Raw genomic sequence first — 20,581 nt, 5'->3', positions numbered from 1 at the left:
GTAGACGCTTTTGCGGCTTGCCGCAGGCTGGGAAACGCAGAGGTACGCGGAGAATTTGCGAGGAATTAATGAAATGTTGCTCTGTTATCTGCTTTCTGGCTTCAAACTAATTTCGGCATCTGCTGGCATCCCCATTTTGGCGCAGGGTAAATCTGATTCAGTGTAAGGATTTTCGGGGTTAAAGCAGCTATCAGGGTTTTGAACTTTGATCCGAATTCCTACTACTTGTCTGACTCTATCTTTTTGAAAGTAAATATTTTCTGGTGTAAATGAAGCTTGCGGATCGATGGCAATTACTTTACCTTCTAATGGTTTGTCCGGCGCAGAATCAATGAAGATTTTCGTTGTTTGTCCAAGACGCACTTTGCCAATATCACCTTCGGGAATAAAACCTCTAAAATACACTGTTTTGGGGTCAACAATTGTCAAAAGATTAGTCTGACTGCTAACTATTGCGCCTGGTTCAACACTCCGGGCTGTCACTACCCCATCTAAAGGACTGACTACATTTAAATCTTTTTTGGAGTCTGCAATCTGCGTGAGAATTTGCTGATTTGATGCTTCGGCATCTTTAACTTTGGCACGGGCAGAGTTGACTTTCGCCTGTGCAGACTTAAGTTGAGCATAACTTTGCTGCTGCTTTCTGACTAATGCTGTTAACTGGGCATTGCGAATGTCAGGATTGAAACCTGTAGTTTTAACTTGAGTTAACGCCCCTGATGTAGCCTTTAATTGTTGCCGTTCGGCATTAACTGCTGCCTGTCGTGCTTCTAGGGTTGCGATCGCAGTATCTAGGGTAGTTTGTGCTTGATCGAATTGTTGTTGATTGATTGCTCCTTCTCTTACCAATTGGGCATAGCGATCGCGGTTGATTTTTGCTAAATTAACTTCTGCTGCTGCCTGTTTAACTTGCGCTTGTGCTTGCACTAATGTGGCTCTTGCTGCTGCGACATTTGCTTGTGCCTGCTCAATTCTTCCTTGGGTATCTCCTTGAGATTGCCGCAAATTAAGTTTGGCTTCGTTAATTTGGCTGTTAATTTCTTGAATTTCTCTGGTTACTTGCTCGACATCGGCAATTGCCTGCTGTTCATCATACTTAGCAGATGTCACTCTCGCTTGTGTGCCACGCAGTTGATCTTGCAGCAATTGATCGTTTGTGTCGTCTAACTTAATTAACTCTTGCCCCTTTTTAACTGCTGCCCCTTCCCGCACGGCAATTGACTCAATTCTTCCAGAGCGTTTGATTCCAATCTCGGTTTCATAACCCTCAATCCGCCCGCTAACTTGCAGTATATTTGCTGATACTTGCGGTTGAGAGCGCCACACAGCATAGCCAATGCCACCTACCACCAGTAGCCCGATCAGCAAAAAAATGGGTTTTTTGCGGCGTTGCTGCTTCGATACTGGGGCATCTTTAAGATTTTCCGGGGATGTCGGGATAGTCTGAGTCATAGTAGCAGCCTGGATTGTGAAAAATATTTTGTATAAGAGAATTGAAAATTTTGAATTCCTTGTCATCATACTAGACTGTCTAGTATGATATAGCAAGATATACACAAAAAAATTTACCATTCATGCCTATCAACCCTGCTTTCCAACTAGAAAATCCTTTACCTGCGATCGCTCCAAAGCAGGAGCAAATCTTGCAAGGAGCTATACAGGTATTTTTGAAGGAGGGTTACGCTAGAACAAGTATGGATCGTGTTAGCGCGGCAGCTGGAGTATCGAAGCAAACCATATACAGTCACTTTCAAGATAAAGAAGGACTGTTTAAAGCGTTGATAGAACGGTTAACGGTTGCTTGTTTTCAAAGCATTTTTAGTATAGAAAAATTGCATGGAGAACCAGCAATTTTGTTGCGTCAAATTGCCGAATTTTATTTAACCAAGGTTGCTGATAATCCCGATTATTTGGCATTGTTGCGTTTGATAATCACCGAGTCACAAAACTTTCCCGAACTAGCAAAGCTTTATAACCAAACCGTTGTGCAACGAGGTCGGCAAATACTAAGTCACTATTTTGCATCTCATCCAGAATTAGCAATCAGCGATCCAGAGGCAATGGCTCATATTTTTTTAGGTTCGCTAGTATCTTACGTGATTGTAGAGGAAATTTTACATGGCAAAGAACTTACATCTTTATCACGCGATCGCTTGCTAGACAGCTTAATAAACATGGTCATGAGCCAGTCACAAAATACGGTTGGATAAACAACAGTACTACAGCCGAAAACTTCGACATCGCCAGCTAACCATTAGTCATGTACTATTGTGATTATCCTATTATCTCATCTCTAATTCCTACAAATTATATTCAAAAGCTAGAATTTAATCATTATTCTTGCTATTACTACCCGAAATTTACCCGAATTATACCCACATTTTAGACTTTTAAAGTGTATAGTTAGGAAAAATGCAAAATAAAACTTTAGAATATTATTTCCAGTTTTAGTAATTTTTCCTTGAATAAAAAACTAAAAAAGTATCAAAAATGCTTTCTTATAGCGAGTGCAAGGTGTAGGGGCACGGCAGTGCCGTGCCCTTACGGGTATACTTATATAAGAAAAAAATAACTAGAGAAGTCAGTTTTTTATACATATTTATATCTTTTTTTAAATCAACCATGAGATTTGTACAGGATATTAAAAGATTACAAAAACTAAATAAATTTTAGTTATATTTATAAGTGAGGAAGTTCAATTGCCGTGTCTTCGTTTAAAACTTTTGAAAAAAACAATCAAAAATTTCGACCTTACCTAGTTCTAACTTTTTCAAAAAGGTCGGTCAAGTAACTGGTGGCACACTCCTATCAATTACTATGCTATCAAGTTCTGTGTTAGCTGGAGGATTAGTTGGTTTAGCCATTAGTTTCCGCGATCTGCCAGATGTTAGACAACTGCAAAACTTTTTACCCTCAGAAACAACTTATATTTATGATATTAAAGGTAAGCTTTTAGCGCGCATACATGGGGAAGCTAACCGCCAAGTAGTGCCTTTAAATCAAATTTCCCCCAATTTGAAACGAGCGGTATTAGCTAGCGAAGATAGCCGTTTCTACGAGCATCATGGTATTAATCCTAGTGGTGTTGGACGTGCTGCATTAGTCAATTTTGCATCTGGGGAAGTGCGAGAGGGTGGTTCTACAATCACCATGCAGTTAGTGAGAAATATTTTCTTATCTCAAAAACGTGTTTTTACCCGAAAAATAGCAGAAGCAGTATTAGCAATTCGCTTAGAGCAAGTTCTTAGTAAAGATAAAATATTAGAAATGTACCTCAATCAAGTTTACTGGGGTCATAATAACTATGGTGTTCAGACAGCAGCACGCACTTATTTTAAAAAATCAGCACAAAATTTGACTTTGGGCGAATCAGCGATGATGGCAGGTTTAATTCAAGCTCCAGAAGAGTTTAGCCCATTTGTCAGCATGAAGCTGGCAAAACAAAAACAAAAAGAAGTATTGGGGCGAATGTTGGAACTAAATTGGATTAGCCAGCAAGAGTATGATGATGCCCTCAAACAAAAGATTAAACTTGGTGAAATTAGGTCATTTCAAGGTAGCGCTTTGCCTTACGTTACCAATGCCGTCTCACAGGAACTGATTAAAAAGTTTGGGCGTGAAACGTTGCTTAAAGGTGGAATGCATGTACAAACCACAGTTGATACTAGCTTTCAAATGATGGCAGAAAGAACTATAAAGAAGTGGCATAAAACCCTTAAAGGTAAAGGATTGAATAATAATCAAATAGCTTTGGTGGCAATTGATCCGCGCACACATTTTATCAAAGCATTAGTGGGTGGTGTAGATTCAAAAACTAGCGAATTTAACCGAGCAACTCAAGCCCACCGTCAGCCAGGATCTTCTTTTAAACCGTTTATTTACTATACTGCCTTTGCTACTGGTAAATTTACACCACGTACAACGACCCTAGATAATCCAGTTCGTTACCGTGATGGTAACGGTTGGTATTCTCCACGGAACTACGATAATACCTTTATGGGAGCAATATCGGTTAGGGCTGCCTTGGCACAATCGCGTAATATCCCCGCAGTCAAACTTGGCAAAGCTGTAGGTATGAATAAAGTTATTGAAATTTGCCGTACTTTGGGAATTATGAGTCCAATGTTACCTGTGAGTTCTTTGCCACTAGGTGCAATTGGTGTGACACCGCTAGAAATGGCTAGTGCTTATGCAACTTTTGCTAATTACGGCTGGCGATCGCCTTCAACGATTATTGCCCGTGTCACTGACGGTAGTGGCAATGTGTTAATAGATAATACTCCTAAACCTCGACTAGTTCTTAACCCTTGGGCAGCAGCAGCAACTTTAGACGTGATGCAAACAGTGGTTCAACAAGGAACTGGTAAAGGCGCAGCTATCGGCCGTCCAGTTGCAGGAAAGACGGGTACAACCTCTTCTGAGAAAGATATTTGGTTTATTGGTACTGTACCGCAGTTAACGACCGCCATCTGGGTAGGGAGGGACGACAACCGGCAATTATCTAACCGCGCGACAGGCGGAGGTATGGTGGCTCCTATTTGGCGTGATTTTATGCAGAAGGCACTTAAGGGTGTGCCAGTAGAAAACTTTAAGCCACCTTCTAAGTTTCCTCGTCCTAAATCAAAGTGAAAGTATTAAGGTTAGATATTAGGATTTATCCTAGTTTTTTAATTCACAAATATTCTAACAATGCGGATTTTGGTAGTTGAAGATGATGTCCAGCTAGCAGAGATGCTGATGGAAGCCCTCACTGACCGTCAATATGTGGTGGATGTGGCCCAAGATGGAGAGGAAGCATGGGATTGCATCAAAGTGTTGGAATATGATTTGGTGGTGTTAGATATTACCTTACCCAAGTTGGATGGTGTGAGTTTTTGTCAACGCTTGCGATCGCCTATGGTGGGGCGTAGCCCATCGCCTACATCACCACGTAGCCCATCGCGCAATAGCACAATACCTGTCCTCATGTTAACAGCACGCGATACCCTTGGGGACAAAATTACCGGGTTGGATGCTGGGGCAGATGATTATATGGTCAAACCTTTTGAAATGCCAGAGTTAATGGCTCGTGTTCGCGCACTGTTGCGCCGCAATAGTTCCGCAGCATCATTCCCAGACCTTGGTTGGGGTAGTCTGCGTTTAAATTCCAGCACTTATGAAGTTACATACGCTGACCAGCCTTTACACCTAACACCTAAAGAATTTGCTCTTTTAGAATTAATGGTTTCTAGCGGTCGGCGAGTGCTAAGTCGAGCCGGAATTATTGAGCGCATCTGGTCACTTGATGACCCTCCGAGCGAAGAAACTGTTAAGTCTCACATTAAGAGTTTACGGTATAAACTTAAAAACGCTGGTGCTGCCGATGATTTTATTGAAACAGTTCATGGATTGGGCTATCGCTTAAAGCAGCTTTAGGAAAATACCCGATTTCTACCTGATATTTACCCTTTATCTTTACAACTGACTGTTAAATTACAATTACTGAAGTTAACCTCTTCTTTGACACTAGAACACTAAAAGTTCTCCAAATCAATTTAATTATTGGTTTGGGGAATTTTAATTTTTATCTAACTAAACTAAAAAATACTTAATTACCATATTTTTAGGACTTACGCATTGACAAGAAATGTTAAATATAGATCAAGGTTAAAAACCATATCTTTCGTAAGGGCACAGCATTGCTGTGCCCCTACAGCATGGTCTATTTACGATCGCAGAATAATTAAGAAAAGCCTAAAATAACCGATTTTAGGTAATCCACATTACGATGCATTTGTACAGTGCGTAACTACTAATTTTTAGATATCTCTATTTTGATATAGAGACGCCTAAAATCCCGATTTAGATATATGCGATCGCCACATCTAAAGGCGCGATGTCTGCGACGGGCTACGCCTACGCTAAACCTGTGTAATTAGCTTTTTCCATCATCTCAAGGCGCGATGTCTACGACGGGCTACGCCTACGCCTAAATCTGCAATATCTAAAATAGCGATCGCTTTTCCCATCATCTCAAGACATAATCGCCAAAAAATGTTAATCTAGCATTTTTCTCTAATCAGTTCAGATAATCTCCATCAATCTTCTTTCCTTTTACCCTTCTCCTTGGAATTATGACGCAGGATGAGTTGTTGGTACTGATAGATCGCGCGGTGGCTGAGGGTTGGCGAGAGTTAGACTTGTCGGGACAAGAGTTGACTCAGTTACCTGTAGAAATTGGTCACTTGAAGCAGCTTGAGTCTTTGGTTTTGGGAAAGGAGGTTGAAGGTTATGAAAAAGTGGGAGACCACGATCTCCAAAAGGTTTCAGGCAACAATTTAAAAACGCTTCCACTCGAACTATTGGGTTTGCCTAATTTGCGTAAGTTGGATATTAGTGGCAATCCTTTAGAGAGCATTCCCGATGTGGTAACGCAAATACTACATTTAGAGGAACTTATATTAATTCGAGTAGAGCTAACTGAAATACCTGATGCGATCGCTAATTTAACCAATCTGACGCAGCTTGACCTCAGTAACAACCAAATAACCCAGATTCCAGAGGCGCTCACTAAATTAACCAATCTGAGGAAGCTTGCCCTCCATAACAACCAAATTACTAAGATTCCAGAGACGATCGCCAATTTAACCAATCTAACGCTGCTTGTCCTCAATCACAACCAAATTACTAAGATTCCAGAGACGATCGCCAATTTAACCAATCTGACGCTGCTTGTCCTCAATCACAACAAAATAACCCAGATTCCAGAGGCGATTGCTAATTTAACCAATCTGAGGGAGCTTGACCTCAATTCCAACAAAATAACCCAGATTCCAAAGGCGATCGCTAATTTAACCAATCTGACTAGGCTTGATCTCAGTTCCAACAAAATAACCCAGATACCAGAGGCGATCACTAATTTAACCAATCTGACTAGGCTTGATCTCAGTTCCAACAAAATAACCCAGATACCAGAGGCGATCGCTAATTTAACCAATCTGACTAGGCTTGATCTCAGTTTCAACAAAATAACCCAGATACCAGAGGCGATTGCTAATTTAACCAATCTGACGCAGCTTATCCTCTTTGGCAACCAAATAACCGAGATTCCAGAGGCGATCGCTAATTTAACCAATCTGACGCAGCTTATCCTCTTTGGCAACCAAATAACCGAGATTCCAGAGGTGATCGCTAATTTAACCAATCTGACTAGGCTTCACCTCAGTATCAACAAAATAACCCAGATTCCAGAGGTGATTGCTAATTTAACCAATCTGACTAGGCTTGACCTCAATGACAACCAAATAACCCAGATACCAGAGGTGATCGCTAATTTAACCAATCTGACTAGGCTTCACCTCAGTATCAACAAAATAACCCAGATTCCAGAGGTGATTGCTAATTTAACCAATCTGACTAGGCTTGACCTCAATGACAACCAAATAACCCAGATACCAGAGGCGATCGCTAAATTAACCAATCTGACGCAGCTTGACCTCAGTGGCAACCAAATAACCGAGATTCCAGAGGCGATCGCTAATTTAACCAATCTGACGCAGCTTATCCTCTTTGGCAACCAAATAACCGAGATTCCAGAGGCGATCGCTAATTTAACCAATCTGACGCAGCTTATCCTCTTTGACAACCAAATAACCGAGATTCCAGAGGTGATCGCTAATTTAACCAATCTGACTAGGCTTGACCTCAATGACAACCAAATAACCCAGATTCCAGACGCGATCGAAAGTTTGCCGAAATTGGAAAAACTAGATTTACGGGGAAATCCGCTTCCTATTTCACCAGAGATTTTAGGATCTTCTAATGATGTTGGTTCAGTTGAAGATATTTTCAATTACTTGCGATTACTCCGTAGCGGTGAAGTGCGTCCACTCAACGAAGCCAAACTCTTGCTTATCGGACAAGGCAGCGTTGGCAAAACATCCCTCATTGAACGATTAATCCACAATAAATATGATAAAAACCAACCCCAAACCGACGGACTCAATGTGGAAACTTGGAACGTGCAGGTCAATAGTAAAGACATCCGCCTCAATGTTTGGGACTTTGGCGGACAGGAAATTTATCATGCCACTCATCAGTTTTTTCTGACTAAGCGCAGCCTCTATCTCTTAGTCTGTAATTGTCGCACCAGCGAAGAAGAAAACCGCATCGAATATTGGCTGAAACTAATCGAAAGCTTCGGCGGAGAGTCCCCCGTGATTATCGTTGGCAACAAAAAAGACGAACAACCTCTCGACATCAACCGCAAGGCATTACGCGAAAAATATTCTAACATCCAAGCGATTATCGAAACCTCCTGCCAAGACAATATCGGCATTGATGAACTTCGCACCGCCATTTTCCAGCAAGTCGGCAACCTCAAAGAAGTCTACGATCTTCTACCCCTGACATGGTTTGAAGTTAAACAACAACTCGAATCCATGCCCCAAGACTTCATCAGCTACAACCGCTACATCGGCATCTGCCACGAAAACAAGATTCCTGAAGAACAAAACCAAGATCAACTCATCGATCTCCTCCATCGGCTTGGCTTAGTTCTCAACTTCCGCGATCATCCCATCCTCAAAAATACCAACGTCCTCAAACCCAACTGGGTGACAGAAGGCATTTATGCGCTCCTGAGCGATGAAACCCTCAAAACTAAAACCAAAGGCATTTTCACCCCCGCCGATCTTACCCGCATCCTCAATCCAGAGCGCTACCCTACCGAGCGTCATGGTTATCTGATCGAACTAATGAAGGAATTCGAGCTTGGCTTTGCACTAGAATGTTACCCACCACAATTCCTAATTGCGGGGCTTCTGCCTAAAGACCAACCAGACGAAACAGAACTCGACGGCGAAACCCTTGAATTTCAATACCATTACAAAGTTCTCCCCGAAAGCATCATCTCCCGCTTCATCGTCATCACCCACGAAAAAATTCATAACCAAATCTATTGGCGCAGTGGCGTAATGCTGCAATATCAAGAAAACAACGAAATCTACAACATCGCTCGGATCAAAGCCGATCCTGAAGACAAAAAAATCTTCATCACCATTAGTGGCCGCCAAGAAACCCGCCGCTTATTTCTCGGCATCCTGCGCGATGTCTTCCAAAAAATCTACAAAAGTCTCCCCAATCTCGAAATCACCGAATGGGTTCCCGTCCCCAATCATCGCAACCACCCGCCCCTCGACTACCAAGAACTCCTCGGACTCGAATCAATGGGCGAAAGCACAATCACCATTGGCAAACTAAAATTAAAACTCGATCTGCGTCAACTTTTAGATGGCTACGAATCACTAGAATCACGTCAGAAAATACAAAAAGTAGATCCAGAAAGCGATCGCCTTACAATCAAGATTTACAATAACAACCACCAAGGAGAATATAAACCCATGACAGAAAACACAAACAACCTTCAAGGCGCAAACATCGCCAACTTTGCCAACGAAGTCAAAGACAACGCCAGTCAGCAAGCCTCTAACTTCAACCAAACAAGCGGCGCAAACATCAGCGAAATTCTGCAACTGATCGGCAACCTGCGCCAAACTGCCGCCCAATTCCCACCAGATATCCGCGACGACATCACCATTGATATTGATGATGTAGAAGTAGAAATTCAAAAGCCAGAAAAAGAACGTAACTTACCCAAACTCAAAAAGCGTTTAGTAGCTTTACTAACTGCTGCTACTGTAGTCGCTGACCCGATCGCAGGTATGACAGATTTTGCAAACAATGTTATAGATATAGGTAACAAAGTTGGCATCGAACTAAAGCTTCCCTCTGTTAAATAGACTTTTATCACTCCAGTGGCGATCGCAAATTCAAGCTTCACAGTTATTAAAGAACAAACAAGCGATCGCTTTGCATCAATAGCTTGAGATGATTCCTGCCTTTGATTTGATGAAAATTGAACTAGCGATCGCAGGCAAAATTAATTAACCCTTTGATACTCGCTTCAATACTGCAACCAGTTAAAATTTAATTCTTAAATATTTGATATTCTCAAATTAGATAAAAACTTATTTAAATAGCCTTGATTTTCTTAATAACCGATTTCTCACCGATTTCTCACCGATATTTCAACTTCTAAAATGTAATATCTTGTGACGAAGGCACTTTGGTAACTTTATCTCGGTTTTAAGGAAATTTTTATGTCCCGTTTTTCAGTAAATATTTCCAATATTGTTATTACCAATGGAGAGTATAGCAAGCTTAGAGCTTATGCAGAATATCATCAAATATCAATTCCTGAAGCAATACGGTTATTAATTGATTCTCTTCCAGAATGCTCTCAAAACAATAAAAAATTAAGTAGAAAGAATTCATTTATCTTTCCTAGAAGGTTTTTACACATTTCTTTGGATGATAGGTAACTTAGTAAATAATTTTTACTCCAAGTTACTTAGCTATGAATTTTTGTCTCGTATACAAATAAATTTTAATTATGAATACTCTTGCTTCTTCAAATTTAGTTAAATCTCTAGAAAATTCTGCACTAGAAACGCCAAATTCTCAGCCCATTTATGCACTAATTTCAGTTCATGGCGATCCGACAGCCGAAATTGGCAAAGAAGGAGCAGGTGGTCAAAATGTCTACGTGCGAGAATTAGGATTAGCATTAGCGAAACGCGGCTGTCAGGTTGATATGTTCACACGACGCGAACACCCCAATCAAGAAGAAATTGTGGAATTAGCGCCAGGGTGTCGCACAATTCGTTTAAATGCTGGGCCAGCCGAATTTATTTCTAGAAATAATTTATTTGAATATCTACCAGAATTTGTAGAAGCTTGGCTAAATTTTCAACAACGAACAGGTTGCAACTATGCACTAATTCACACTAATTATTGGCTTTCTGCTTGGGTAGGATTGGAAATTAAATCTCGATTGGGATTACCTCAAGTTCATACCTATCATTCTATAGGGGCAGTTAAATACGGTAATGTAGAAAATCCACCGCCGATTGCTGCAATTCGTCATTGTGTGGAGAGGGCAATTTTAGAACAAGCAGATTATGTAATATCGACTAGCCCTCAAGAAGCGGAAGATTTACGTCAGTTAATTTCGCAACATGGGCGTATTAAAGTCATTCCTTGTGGAATTAATACTGAACACTTTGGTTCTCTCAGTAAAGAAGTTGCTCGCCAACAGTTGGGAATTGCTTCAGATTCTCAAATCGTTTTGTATGTAGGACGCTTTGACCCTCGCAAGGGAGTTGAAACCTTAGTAAAAGCCTGCGCCAATTTGCCTTCAGCATTTCAACTTTATCTAGTTGGTGGTAGCCGTGAAGATGGAGCAGACTTCCAAGAACAACTACGCATTCAAGCTTTGGTGAATGAACTGGGATTGGAAGCAGTTACAGTTTTCACTGGACGAATTTCTCAAGCGCTGTTACCTGCTTACTACGCCGCAGGGGATATCTGCGTTGTACCGAGTTACTACGAACCTTTTGGCTTAGTGGCAATTGAAGCAATGGCAGCAGGAACGCCCGTAATTGCTAGTAATGTGGGAGGATTGCAGCATACGGTTGTGCATGGTGAAACTGGACTTTTGGTTCCTCCTCGTGATTCTACAGCATTGGCGATCGCTATTCACGATCTGTTAAAAAACCCGACTTTAAAAGACAGCTATGGCAATGCTGCACAGAATTGGGTGCAGTCTCGTTTTAGCACTCAGGGAGTTGCCGCCCAAGTTCACGAACTCTACCAATCTTTAACAGTTGATACATTCGTCCAAGAAATTATTCAAACTAAAAATTTAACTCCAGAATTGGAAAAGCAAATTCAAACTTTGTTAAAGTCAAAAAGTTTAAAATCTAGTGAAATTAAATCTCTAGAAAAATTAATTGACTCCTTTGATAACGGTATCGTGCAATGGGCAACCAGTTAGACCTAAAGCATCTGAAATAGTAGCCTAAGTTAGTCTTTGAAGTTTTAGAAGCCGATGAATAAGTTTTAATTAGTCTACTTACGGAGAATTTTAGTTCACGTTTCATAAAGTATAAACTACTCATGCTGGAATTAATTCATTCAATTGTAAATAGCGAAGAACATATTGATTTGCATCAATTTTTGCATCAACTTCGTTGGCAGAATAAATCATACCTGCTGCGAAATGATATTCTGGATGCTTTTAATGATTACTGCAAAAGTTTGCAAAAGCCAGAGTCATTTCGCAATACCTCCAAAGTAAGCAAACTCATCTACCATACACAAGAGATTATCCTCGAAAATGAAACTTGTTGTTTGGTAGTTAGACCAAAAATTGGTCATCAACAAATATTTCATATCGCTGAAGACCTACAAGTTGAGCCGATGAGCGTACAGGAGTTATTAGACTTACGCGATCGGCTTGTCAACCGTTTTCATCCTAACGAAGGTGGTATCTTTGAAGTAGATTTCCATCCATTTTATGACTATTCTCCGGTAATTCGTGACTTTAAAAACATCGGGAAAGGAGTACAATTTCTTAACCACTACCTCTCAAGCAAACTTCAAGAATCGCAACAATTACAAGAAAAACTATTTAAATTTTTGAGTTTGCATAACTACAATGGTACGCAACTGCTGATTAATCAACACATTCAAAACCACCAGCAACTTTCACCACAGATTAAACTAGCTCTCGATTTTCTTAACAGCTATAGTCCTACTACTCCCTACACCGAATTTCGTTTTGAATTGCAAGATAAGGGCTTTGAAGCTGGATGGGGTAACACCGCAGGCCGCATTCAAGAAAGCTTAGAACTTTTGGATGGGTTAATAGACTCGCCAGACCATCAGACTTTAGAAACCTTCCTTTCTCGAATACCGATGATATTTCATATCGTCTTGGTTTCACTTCACGGCTGGTTTGGCCAGGAAGGAGTGTTGGGACGGCCTGATACTGGTGGACAAGTCGTTTACGTTTTAGACCAAGCTAAAAATCTTGAGCAACAACTCAAAGAAGATATAACTTTGGCAGGATTAGATATTTTAAATATGCAGCCGAAGGTGATAATTCTTTCCAGATTGATACCTAATAATGATGGGACTCGCTGCAATCAGCGTCTAGAGAAAGTTTACGGTACTAAAAATGTCTGGATTTTGCGGGTTCCGTTCCGAGAATTTAATAGAAAGCTGACACAAAATTGGATTTCTAGGTTTGAAATTTGGCCTTATTTAGAAACTTATACTATTGATGCCGAAAAAGAACTATCAGCTGAATTTAATGGTAAACCAGATTTAGTTATTGGTAACTACTCTGATGGTAACTTGGTAGCTTTTTTGCTGGCACGTCGCTTAAAAATTACCCAGTGTAATGTTGCTCATGCTCTAGAAAAGTCTAAATACTTGTTTAGTAACCTCTACTGGCAAGACTTGGAGGACAAATATCATTTTTCACTGCAATATACAGCAGATTTAATTGCCATGAATGCTGCTAACTTCATTATTAGTAGTACCTATCAAGAAATTATAGGTACACCTGAGAGTGCAGGGCAATATGAGTCTTATAAATGTTTTACAATGCCCGAACTTTATCACGTAGTAGATGGGATAGAGTTATTTAGCCCTAAATTTAATTTAGTGCCACCGGGAGTAAATGAAAGTTACTTTTTTCCTTATACCAAAACAGACGAGCGTTTTTATTCAGAGTGCGATCGCCTAGAAAATTTGCTGTTTAATTTAGAAGATCCCAACTTGGTATATGGTAAATTAGATAACCCCAACAAGCAACCAATATTTTCGATGGGGCGTTTAGATAGAATTAAGAATCTCACAGGTCTGGCGGAGTGTTTTGGCAAAAGTGAGGAGCTGCAAGAACGCTGTAATTTAATTTTAGTAGCCGGAAAGCTACGAATTGAGGACAGCGCCGACCATGAAGAAGCCAGTGAAATTGAAAAACTCTATAGAATTATTGAGCAATACAATCTTCACGGCAAAATTCGTTGGTTGGGTGTGCGCTTATCTAAAAGTGATTCTGGAGAAACTTATCGCTTAATTGCTGACCGTCAAGGACTTTTTGTTCAACCAGCTTTGTTTGAAGCTTTTGGTTTAACGGTTCTAGAAGCAATGATTAGTGGCTTACCCACTTTTGCTACCCAATTTGGCGGCCCATCGGAAATAATTCAAAACGGAATCAATGGATTTTACATCAACCCCACTCGCCTAGAAGAAATGGCACAAGTAATTTTAGAATTTGTGAATAAGTGCGACCATAACCCAGATTACTGGTTAAGAGTTTCTCAACAAGCAATTGACCGTGTTTTGAAAAACTACACTTGGAAAATTCACACTGCACGTCTACTTTCACTTGCAAGAATTTATGGTTTTTGGAACTACACTTCTAAAGAAAACCTTCAAGATTTGTACCGCTACCTGGAAACAATATTTCATTTAGTGTTCAAGCCAAGAGCGCAAAAACTTTTAGCACAGCATATACAACGCTAAAGCTAGTGTTATTAATACAGAGGTAAGGATATACTTCTGTATTTAAATATATAAATTATCTGCATAGGTTTGAATTTATGTAATTTTTTAGTGGAAACAAACAGATATGAAACTACTTTTAGTTATTGAATTAGACAATACCTTGGTTAATAACAATCAAGCTATTGCCGCTTTAAACCAAAGGCTAGAAGCTATAGGCAATCAAATTTACTTAGTCTATGTTACTAGTCGCTCTTATGCTTCTAGTCGTAAGATGATAGCACAAGCACAGCTTTTGAAACCCGATTATTTAATCGCTAGTGTAGGTACTGAGATATATCAAGAGGGTTTGCTTTTACAAAAGGATTGGGCAAATCAAATCTCACGAGATTGGGATAGAGATGCAGTTTGGGCAATTGCTAGCTACTTTTCTGCACTGATACCTCAACCTAAAAGTGAACAAACCCCCTATAAATTAAGCTTTCGGCTAGATATGGATGCGTCGCTTGAGGTTATCGACGATTTAGAAGATTTGTTAGCTTTTACTGGATTGCAGGCTCAGGTAATTTTCAGCAATGGGCGGGACATTGATATCATACCCAAGAACAGTAATAAGGGTAAAGCAACTGCATATCTGCAACAATTGCTGCAAGCGCAATCAGATGCAACCGTTATCTGTGGAGGTTCTGGAAATGATATCAGCTTATTTCAACAGCCATCAGCCGGGATTATCGTTGGTAATGCCCAAACGGAACTTCTGTGGTGGTATTACAAGACACATTACCCTTGGCACTTTCTAGCTCACTACCCTGGTGCCGCAGGTATTCTTGAAGGATTGATTTATTTCAATATTTTGCCATATCCTAATAATTGGCGATGGGCTACGCCCCACCAGAGATGATATCGTGTCCGGTTAAAGACTTATCATTAAGACTCCAAGGGGGCAGGGAGCAGGGGGAGAAAGAATTTTCAAGTTTTTGCACAGATGCACGCCCATCATAACTAATCAGCCGGACATGATATGATTGCAAGCTATTCTAAATTAACTTTGAATGTCAAAGATATCCCCGCACTTAGCTTCTATAAATGCGGGGATATTTCATTAGCAGTTATCTCAAAGCCATTTAGCTTCTTCTCTCATGCAACCGCTCATCATTCGTATTAACGTCTAATTCCTCACGACGAATAGTACCTTCGGCTTCAACTGTATCCTGTTCAACTACTTTCTTAATTTTCACTTCCTCACGCAAAACCGCTTCCTTCTGAATATCAGGGGTTTCTTCATAAATGTCCATCCGAGTAACTTCTCCTTCACGGAAGTTAGCCTCAGCAGGCGATACAGTTCTACCACCTTCGTTTGGAGTAGTACGTTCAATGATTACACGTTCTTTTTCAACTGGTACAGCAACTCTTGCCGTCTGAGTTTCAACGTGTTTGCTAACAGATACTTCTCCTGTCTTAACACGAGATTTATTGGCAACTAAACGTTCCTCGTATAGTTTCAGGTTTTGATGATCCTGCTGATTCATATCGTAAAGATTTGGTTCATCTTCATACGTATATGTATTGCGATCGCTAGATACTGGTGGAGCATCTACAGGTGTCGATGTCTCTAAAGATGCTTGTCTCATTGGAGTACGATAAACTCCACGCACCCGTTCCTCATAATCGTAATCAACATGTTCCAAATCATTAAAATCTGGTAAATTTTCTACTTGCTCTTTCGTCAGCCCAACAGCATACACGCGTCGATTAGTATAGCTTATTCGGGAACGCCCAATTGGCAACAATACTTGTCTACCAAAGAACCAAAAACCTGTGTCAACAACTAAATAGCGGAAATGACCCGAATCATCCACCAAGATGTGTTTTACAGTCCCAACTTTATCGTCATCTATGTCTGAATAGACATCAAAATCCCTAACTTCATAGTCATCAAAATCTGCATCACTATAGTTACCAGCAAAGTCTTCGAGTTTATATAAAGCCATATTCTTTTTCCTCCTACATCTATATTTTCAATTGTAAAGATATAATTTTTTCCTCCTTCTTTCTTCAGAAAGATATTAATGTCTAAAAAATCATTACTCTGGAATTAATGGGTTTAAAAAATCTTAGGACGAGATGCTCCCGGTAATCTGCTGTACCGTAGGTTTTATTTTATTTACAACCGCTTTTGGCAGGGGTACATATCCTAGCTCTTCGCTGAATTTTTGACACTCATTCAATGCATATTCAACAACATTTTGCAGAGCTTGAGCTTTTTGTTGGTCTTGGTACTGGTCGTAAACTAGAAGCCAGGTGTAGGTTACTATCGGATAAGATTGTTCTCCCTTTGGATCTCTAGCAAAAGAAACTAAGTTTTCTGGTAATTCTATTGACTCCAACGCATTAGCAGATGTCTCGGATGAAGGAAGAACATAATTGCCTGAATTATTTTCTATGGCAGCATAAGGAATCTTATTCTGCTTGGCGTAGCCGTATTCTACATAGCCGATTGCACCTTGGGTTTGTTGAATCTGAGCAGTAACTCCCTCATTACCTTTAGAACCAACACCCGCAGGCCAGCTTACAGTTTTATCTGCACCAACTTTACTTTTCCATTGCGGGCTAATTTCGCTTAAATGTTCCGTAAAAACGGCTGTAGTACCGCTACCATCAGAACGATGCACGACTGTAATCGGTAAATCGGGTAAATTCACACCGGGATTTGCTTGAGCAATTTGTGGGTTATTCCAATTTTTGATTTCTCCTAGAAAGATTGCTGGGTAAATTTCTCGTGGCAATCTAATAGGCTTTTCTACACCAGGTAAGTTATATGCAAGTACAATCGCTCCCGCAGTTAAGGGAATTGTCAGTGCCCCGCGCTCAATTTTTTGTCTTTCTTCTTTGGTAATCGCTACGTCGCTAGCACCAAAATCCACTGTTCCTTGTGTAAACTGCTGTACGCCAGCACCGCTACCTACCGATTGATAGCTAACCCTTATATTAGGATTTTGCTGATTGTACTCATTAAAACAGCGCTGGTAAAACGGAGCAGGAAAACTTGCTCCAGCCCCAACGAGGGAGACATTACCACCACCCGCGTTAGCATTTGGTGAAGAATTATCAGCAGTTGGTGGTTGACAGGCAGTAGTACCCAAGGAGATGGCAACTAAGGGTAGAAGAAAAGCTCGTCGCATCGAAAAAAGTTGAGTCAGCATAAGATGTCTTTCGGGTTTTACAGTAACGTCAATGTAGCTTTCCAAAAACCTATTAGAAGTTTAAAAATGGCTGTCTCTGATTAGGAGATGAAATTAACTGTTAGCATTCTCTGCTCATCACTCGGTTATCCTTAACCAAAGCGACCGCTTACATACTGTTTGGTAGATTCTTCTTGAGGACTTTCAAAAATAACTTCTGTTTTGTCGTACTCAACTAAGTAACCAAATCGCTTACCGTTTTTCCCTGCCTTTGCATTGAAAAAAGCAGTGAAATCTGATATTCGCGTGGCTTGTTGCATATTGTGAGTCACAATCACAATAGTGTAGTCCTGCTTCAGTTCGTGAATTAGTTCTTCCACACTCTCGGTAGATATCGGATCGAGAGAGGAAGCAGGTTCATCCATTAAGACAACTTCTGGTTTAAGTGCGATCGCCCGCGCAATACATAAACGCTGTTGTTGTCCGCCAGAGAGCGACAAACCACTGGTTTTTAGTTTATCTTTGACTTCATTCCACAAAGCTGCTCGCTGGAGCGATCGCTCCACTAATTCATCCATATCGCCCTTGAAGCCATTAATTTTAGCCCCGTAGGCAATGTTTTCATAAATTGATTTCGGGAAAGGATTTGGCTTTTGGAATACCATACCAATCCGTCGCCGCACCGCCACAGGATCGATTTTGGAGCCATAAAGGTCTTTCCCACGGTAAATCACTTTACCTTCTACCCGACAGCCATCAATTAGGTCATTGAGCCGATTAAAACAGCGAATTAGCGTACTTTTACCGCAACCAGAAGGGCCAATTAAGGCAGTGACGCTGTTTTTCAGGATATCCATTGAAACTTCTTGGAGTGCCAAAGTTTTGCCATAGTAGACGCTCAATTTCTTTGCCTGCAAAACCGTTTCGCTCGAATCTGCGTGCTTTGGCTTGGCAGGAGGACTGTTTATTTGGTGATTTTCATCCTGATTTCTAGAACGCATAACGATTGAGGAGGTTGGAAGGATAATTAAAAGGTTTTGAATTAGCTAATTTTTTCGCCAGTGGTTTAATATGTGGTTTTACTGGCTACCCAACGAGAGAGAATACTAGTTAGCAAAATCATCAGCACCAGAATGAGCGAAGCTGCCCAGGCAAGTTCCTGCTGATTTTCATAAGGTAAACCAGCAAAGTTGTAGATCAAGACCGATAGAGTGGGAACTGGCTCCCATATACCGCGAGGCCAGAATTGGGTAAACAAAGCTGTAAAAATCAGAGGTGCAGTTTCTCCTGCGGCACGGGCGATCGCTAAAGTCACTCCTGTGGCGATCGCTCCCATAGCAGCAGGTAGTACTATCTGCAATACAGTCTGGAAGTTAGAAGACCCTACACCTACTGATGCCCACCGCACCTCTTGCGGTACTAGTTGCAAAGATTCATCACTCGTTCGTACCACAATAGGCAACATGAGAATGGCAAGGGCAAATCCTCCCGCAACCGCAGAGTAAGTACCTGTCGTAGCAACAATTACGCCGTAGGCAAAGATGCCAACAATGATCGAAGGAACACCGCTCAAGACATTGGTGGCAAAACGAACCCACCTAGCTATCCTACCAGAGCTAAATTCTGACAAATAGACTGCTGCGAGAATGCCAAAGGGAATGCTAATAGCAGCAGCAATTCCCACCACAATCAGCGTTCCCACAATCGCCGGGGCAATACCTCCTCCTTGTTGCAGTGCTGCTGGTATCGACCCAGTAAATAGTTCGAGATCGAGTCGATTGGCTCCCCTGATAATGACATAGCCAACTACTAAAAATAAGGGCAGCAAGGCAATACCTAGCAGTAAAAATGCTAATATCGTCAGCGCCAAATCAATTGCTGTTCTGGGAGTAGAGTAAGAGCGCTCCATTTTAGGAGTAGGAAATTCATCGTAATCCCCATTTTGGTTACTAGCTGTCATAGCAGAATCTTCCCCTTTATTAGCGATCGTTTGCTTTTCATTCAAAGTTAATCGCCAATTACAAATGACTAATTACCAATTACTAATTAGTATTTTTTCACTCTTTGAATAATCCAATATGCTCCGATGTTAACTATAAGTGTGATTGCAAATAGCACTAATCCGGCATAGAACAAAGAAGCTCTTTGCAGACCACCTGCTTCTGCAAATTGATTGGCTAACAGAGAGGCAATTGTATTTGCTGGCGCTAAAATTGAAAAGCTTAGATCGTTACTATTACCAATCACCAAAGTGACAGCAATTGTCTCTCCCAGCGCTCGGCCTAATGCCAACATCGTGCCACCAATAATGCCAGAAAATGCTGCTGGTATGAGTACGCTGAAAATTGCTTGCCAGCGCGTAGCTCCAATACCATAAGCTCCCCAGCGCAACTCACTAGGCAGAGCCGCAAGAGAATCGCGAGCGATCGTTGCAAGGATGGGCAAAATCATAATCGCTAAGATGATGCCAGCCGGGAACATACCTGGGCCAATATATCGTGTGGAAAACAACGGTATATAACCAAAGTTATCGTGCAACCATCTACCGATAGGTTGCAGAAACGGAATCAAGACAAAAATGCCCCACAATCCATAGACGACGCTAGGAATGGCTGCTAGCAACTCTACCAGAAAAGTGAGCGGAGTCCGAATGGATAACGGCAAAAAATTTTCGCTCAGGACGATCGCACATGCCACACCAATCGGGAAAGCTATAAGCAGCGCAATCAGAGAACTCACTACTGTGCCATAAGCCATAGGAAGCACGCCATAAACGCCCTTTACAGGGTTCCAAGCAGAAGTTATCAGAAATTCTAATCCAAGCTGTTGAATAGCAGGTATTGAATTCCAAGCAACTTGCCCTGCTATCCATAGCAGAATTCCCGCCACACCTATTGCTAGTATCCGCGTTCCCCAAAGAAAGCTTTGGTCGATCGCCTTTTCAGTTACAGACCGCGCTTCTTGCGCTGTCATTTGAGAATCACTGCTTGTGGAAGTCATCAACT

At 41.0% G+C, this 20,581-nt stretch carries 14 protein-coding genes; 8 read left to right on the top strand and 6 right to left on the bottom strand.

Annotation, left to right across the window (positions count from 1 at the left end):
* Positions 1 to 84: 84 nt before the first annotated feature.
* Entirely contained in the window at positions 85 to 1,452 is a 1,368-nt protein-coding gene (locus H6G96_RS19340; RefSeq protein WP_190912953.1) for an efflux RND transporter periplasmic adaptor subunit, read from the bottom strand.
* Between the two features lie 122 nt (positions 1,453 to 1,574).
* Between H6G96_RS19340 and H6G96_RS19335 the strand changes: the two genes are divergently transcribed.
* The 8 genes from H6G96_RS19335 to H6G96_RS19300 all read left to right on the top strand — a co-directional run bounded on the left by H6G96_RS19335 (position 1,575) and on the right by H6G96_RS19300 (position 15,295).
* On the top strand, positions 1,575 to 2,210 hold the full coding sequence (locus H6G96_RS19335) for a TetR/AcrR family transcriptional regulator (protein ID WP_190912952.1): 636 nt from the start codon (positions 1,575 to 1,577) through the stop codon (positions 2,208 to 2,210).
* A gap of 532 nt (positions 2,211 to 2,742) precedes the next feature.
* Positions 2,743 to 4,629, top strand: a complete 1,887-nt coding sequence (locus tag H6G96_RS19330) for a transglycosylase domain-containing protein (protein WP_347242254.1) — start codon at positions 2,743 to 2,745, stop codon at positions 4,627 to 4,629.
* Between the two features lie 60 nt (positions 4,630 to 4,689).
* Positions 4,690 to 5,415, top strand: a complete 726-nt coding sequence (locus tag H6G96_RS19325; protein WP_190912950.1) for a response regulator transcription factor — start codon at positions 4,690 to 4,692, stop codon at positions 5,413 to 5,415.
* A gap of 698 nt (positions 5,416 to 6,113) precedes the next feature.
* The gene (locus tag H6G96_RS19320; RefSeq protein WP_190912949.1) at positions 6,114 to 9,779 is read left to right on the top strand and encodes a leucine-rich repeat domain-containing protein; all 3,666 of its coding nucleotides are present in this window, start codon (positions 6,114 to 6,116) and stop codon (positions 9,777 to 9,779) included.
* Positions 9,780 to 10,139: 360 nt separating this feature from the next.
* A complete protein-coding gene (locus H6G96_RS19315) occupies positions 10,140 to 10,361 on the top strand; it encodes a hypothetical protein (protein WP_190912948.1) in 222 nt (73 codons plus the stop codon).
* Between the two features lie 71 nt (positions 10,362 to 10,432).
* Positions 10,433 to 11,875, top strand: a complete 1,443-nt coding sequence (locus tag H6G96_RS19310; protein ID WP_190912947.1) for a glycosyltransferase — start codon at positions 10,433 to 10,435, stop codon at positions 11,873 to 11,875.
* 122 nt (positions 11,876 to 11,997) lie between these two features.
* Positions 11,998 to 14,415 (top strand): sucrose synthase, encoded by a 2,418-nt coding sequence (locus H6G96_RS19305; protein WP_190912946.1) that lies wholly within the window; start codon positions 11,998 to 12,000, stop codon positions 14,413 to 14,415.
* Positions 14,416 to 14,521: 106 nt separating this feature from the next.
* The gene (locus H6G96_RS19300; RefSeq protein ID WP_190912945.1) at positions 14,522 to 15,295 is read left to right on the top strand and encodes a sucrose-phosphate phosphatase; all 774 of its coding nucleotides are present in this window, start codon (positions 14,522 to 14,524) and stop codon (positions 15,293 to 15,295) included.
* 223 nt (positions 15,296 to 15,518) lie between these two features.
* Here H6G96_RS19300 and H6G96_RS19295 read toward each other — a convergent pair whose 3' ends face one another.
* From H6G96_RS19295 to pstC, 5 genes are all read right to left on the bottom strand, one after another.
* On the bottom strand, positions 15,519 to 16,385 hold the full coding sequence (locus tag H6G96_RS19295) for a DUF2382 domain-containing protein (RefSeq protein ID WP_190912944.1): 867 nt from the start codon (positions 16,383 to 16,385) through the stop codon (positions 15,519 to 15,521).
* Between the two features lie 123 nt (positions 16,386 to 16,508).
* Complete coding sequence (gene pstS, locus H6G96_RS19290) at positions 16,509 to 17,597, bottom strand: phosphate ABC transporter substrate-binding protein PstS (protein ID WP_190912943.1); 1,089 nt, start codon at positions 17,595 to 17,597, stop codon at positions 16,509 to 16,511.
* A 131-nt stretch (positions 17,598 to 17,728) separates the two neighbouring features.
* Entirely contained in the window at positions 17,729 to 18,577 is an 849-nt protein-coding gene (pstB, locus tag H6G96_RS19285) for a phosphate ABC transporter ATP-binding protein PstB (protein WP_190912942.1), read from the bottom strand.
* A 65-nt stretch (positions 18,578 to 18,642) separates the two neighbouring features.
* Entirely contained in the window at positions 18,643 to 19,485 is an 843-nt protein-coding gene (pstA, locus tag H6G96_RS19280; RefSeq protein ID WP_242063337.1) for a phosphate ABC transporter permease PstA, read from the bottom strand.
* Between the two features lie 137 nt (positions 19,486 to 19,622).
* Positions 19,623 to 20,576 (bottom strand): phosphate ABC transporter permease subunit PstC, encoded by a 954-nt coding sequence (gene pstC, locus H6G96_RS19275; RefSeq protein ID WP_190912941.1) that lies wholly within the window; start codon positions 20,574 to 20,576, stop codon positions 19,623 to 19,625.
* Positions 20,577 to 20,581: the final 5 nt, after the last annotated feature.

Source organism: Nostoc sp. FACHB-892, assembly GCF_014698795.1.
Taxonomy (GTDB): domain Bacteria; phylum Cyanobacteriota; class Cyanobacteriia; order Cyanobacteriales; family Nostocaceae; genus Nostoc.
Note: the sequence above shows the minus strand (reverse complement) of the source record. Positions and strands in the feature narration are given on the sequence as shown.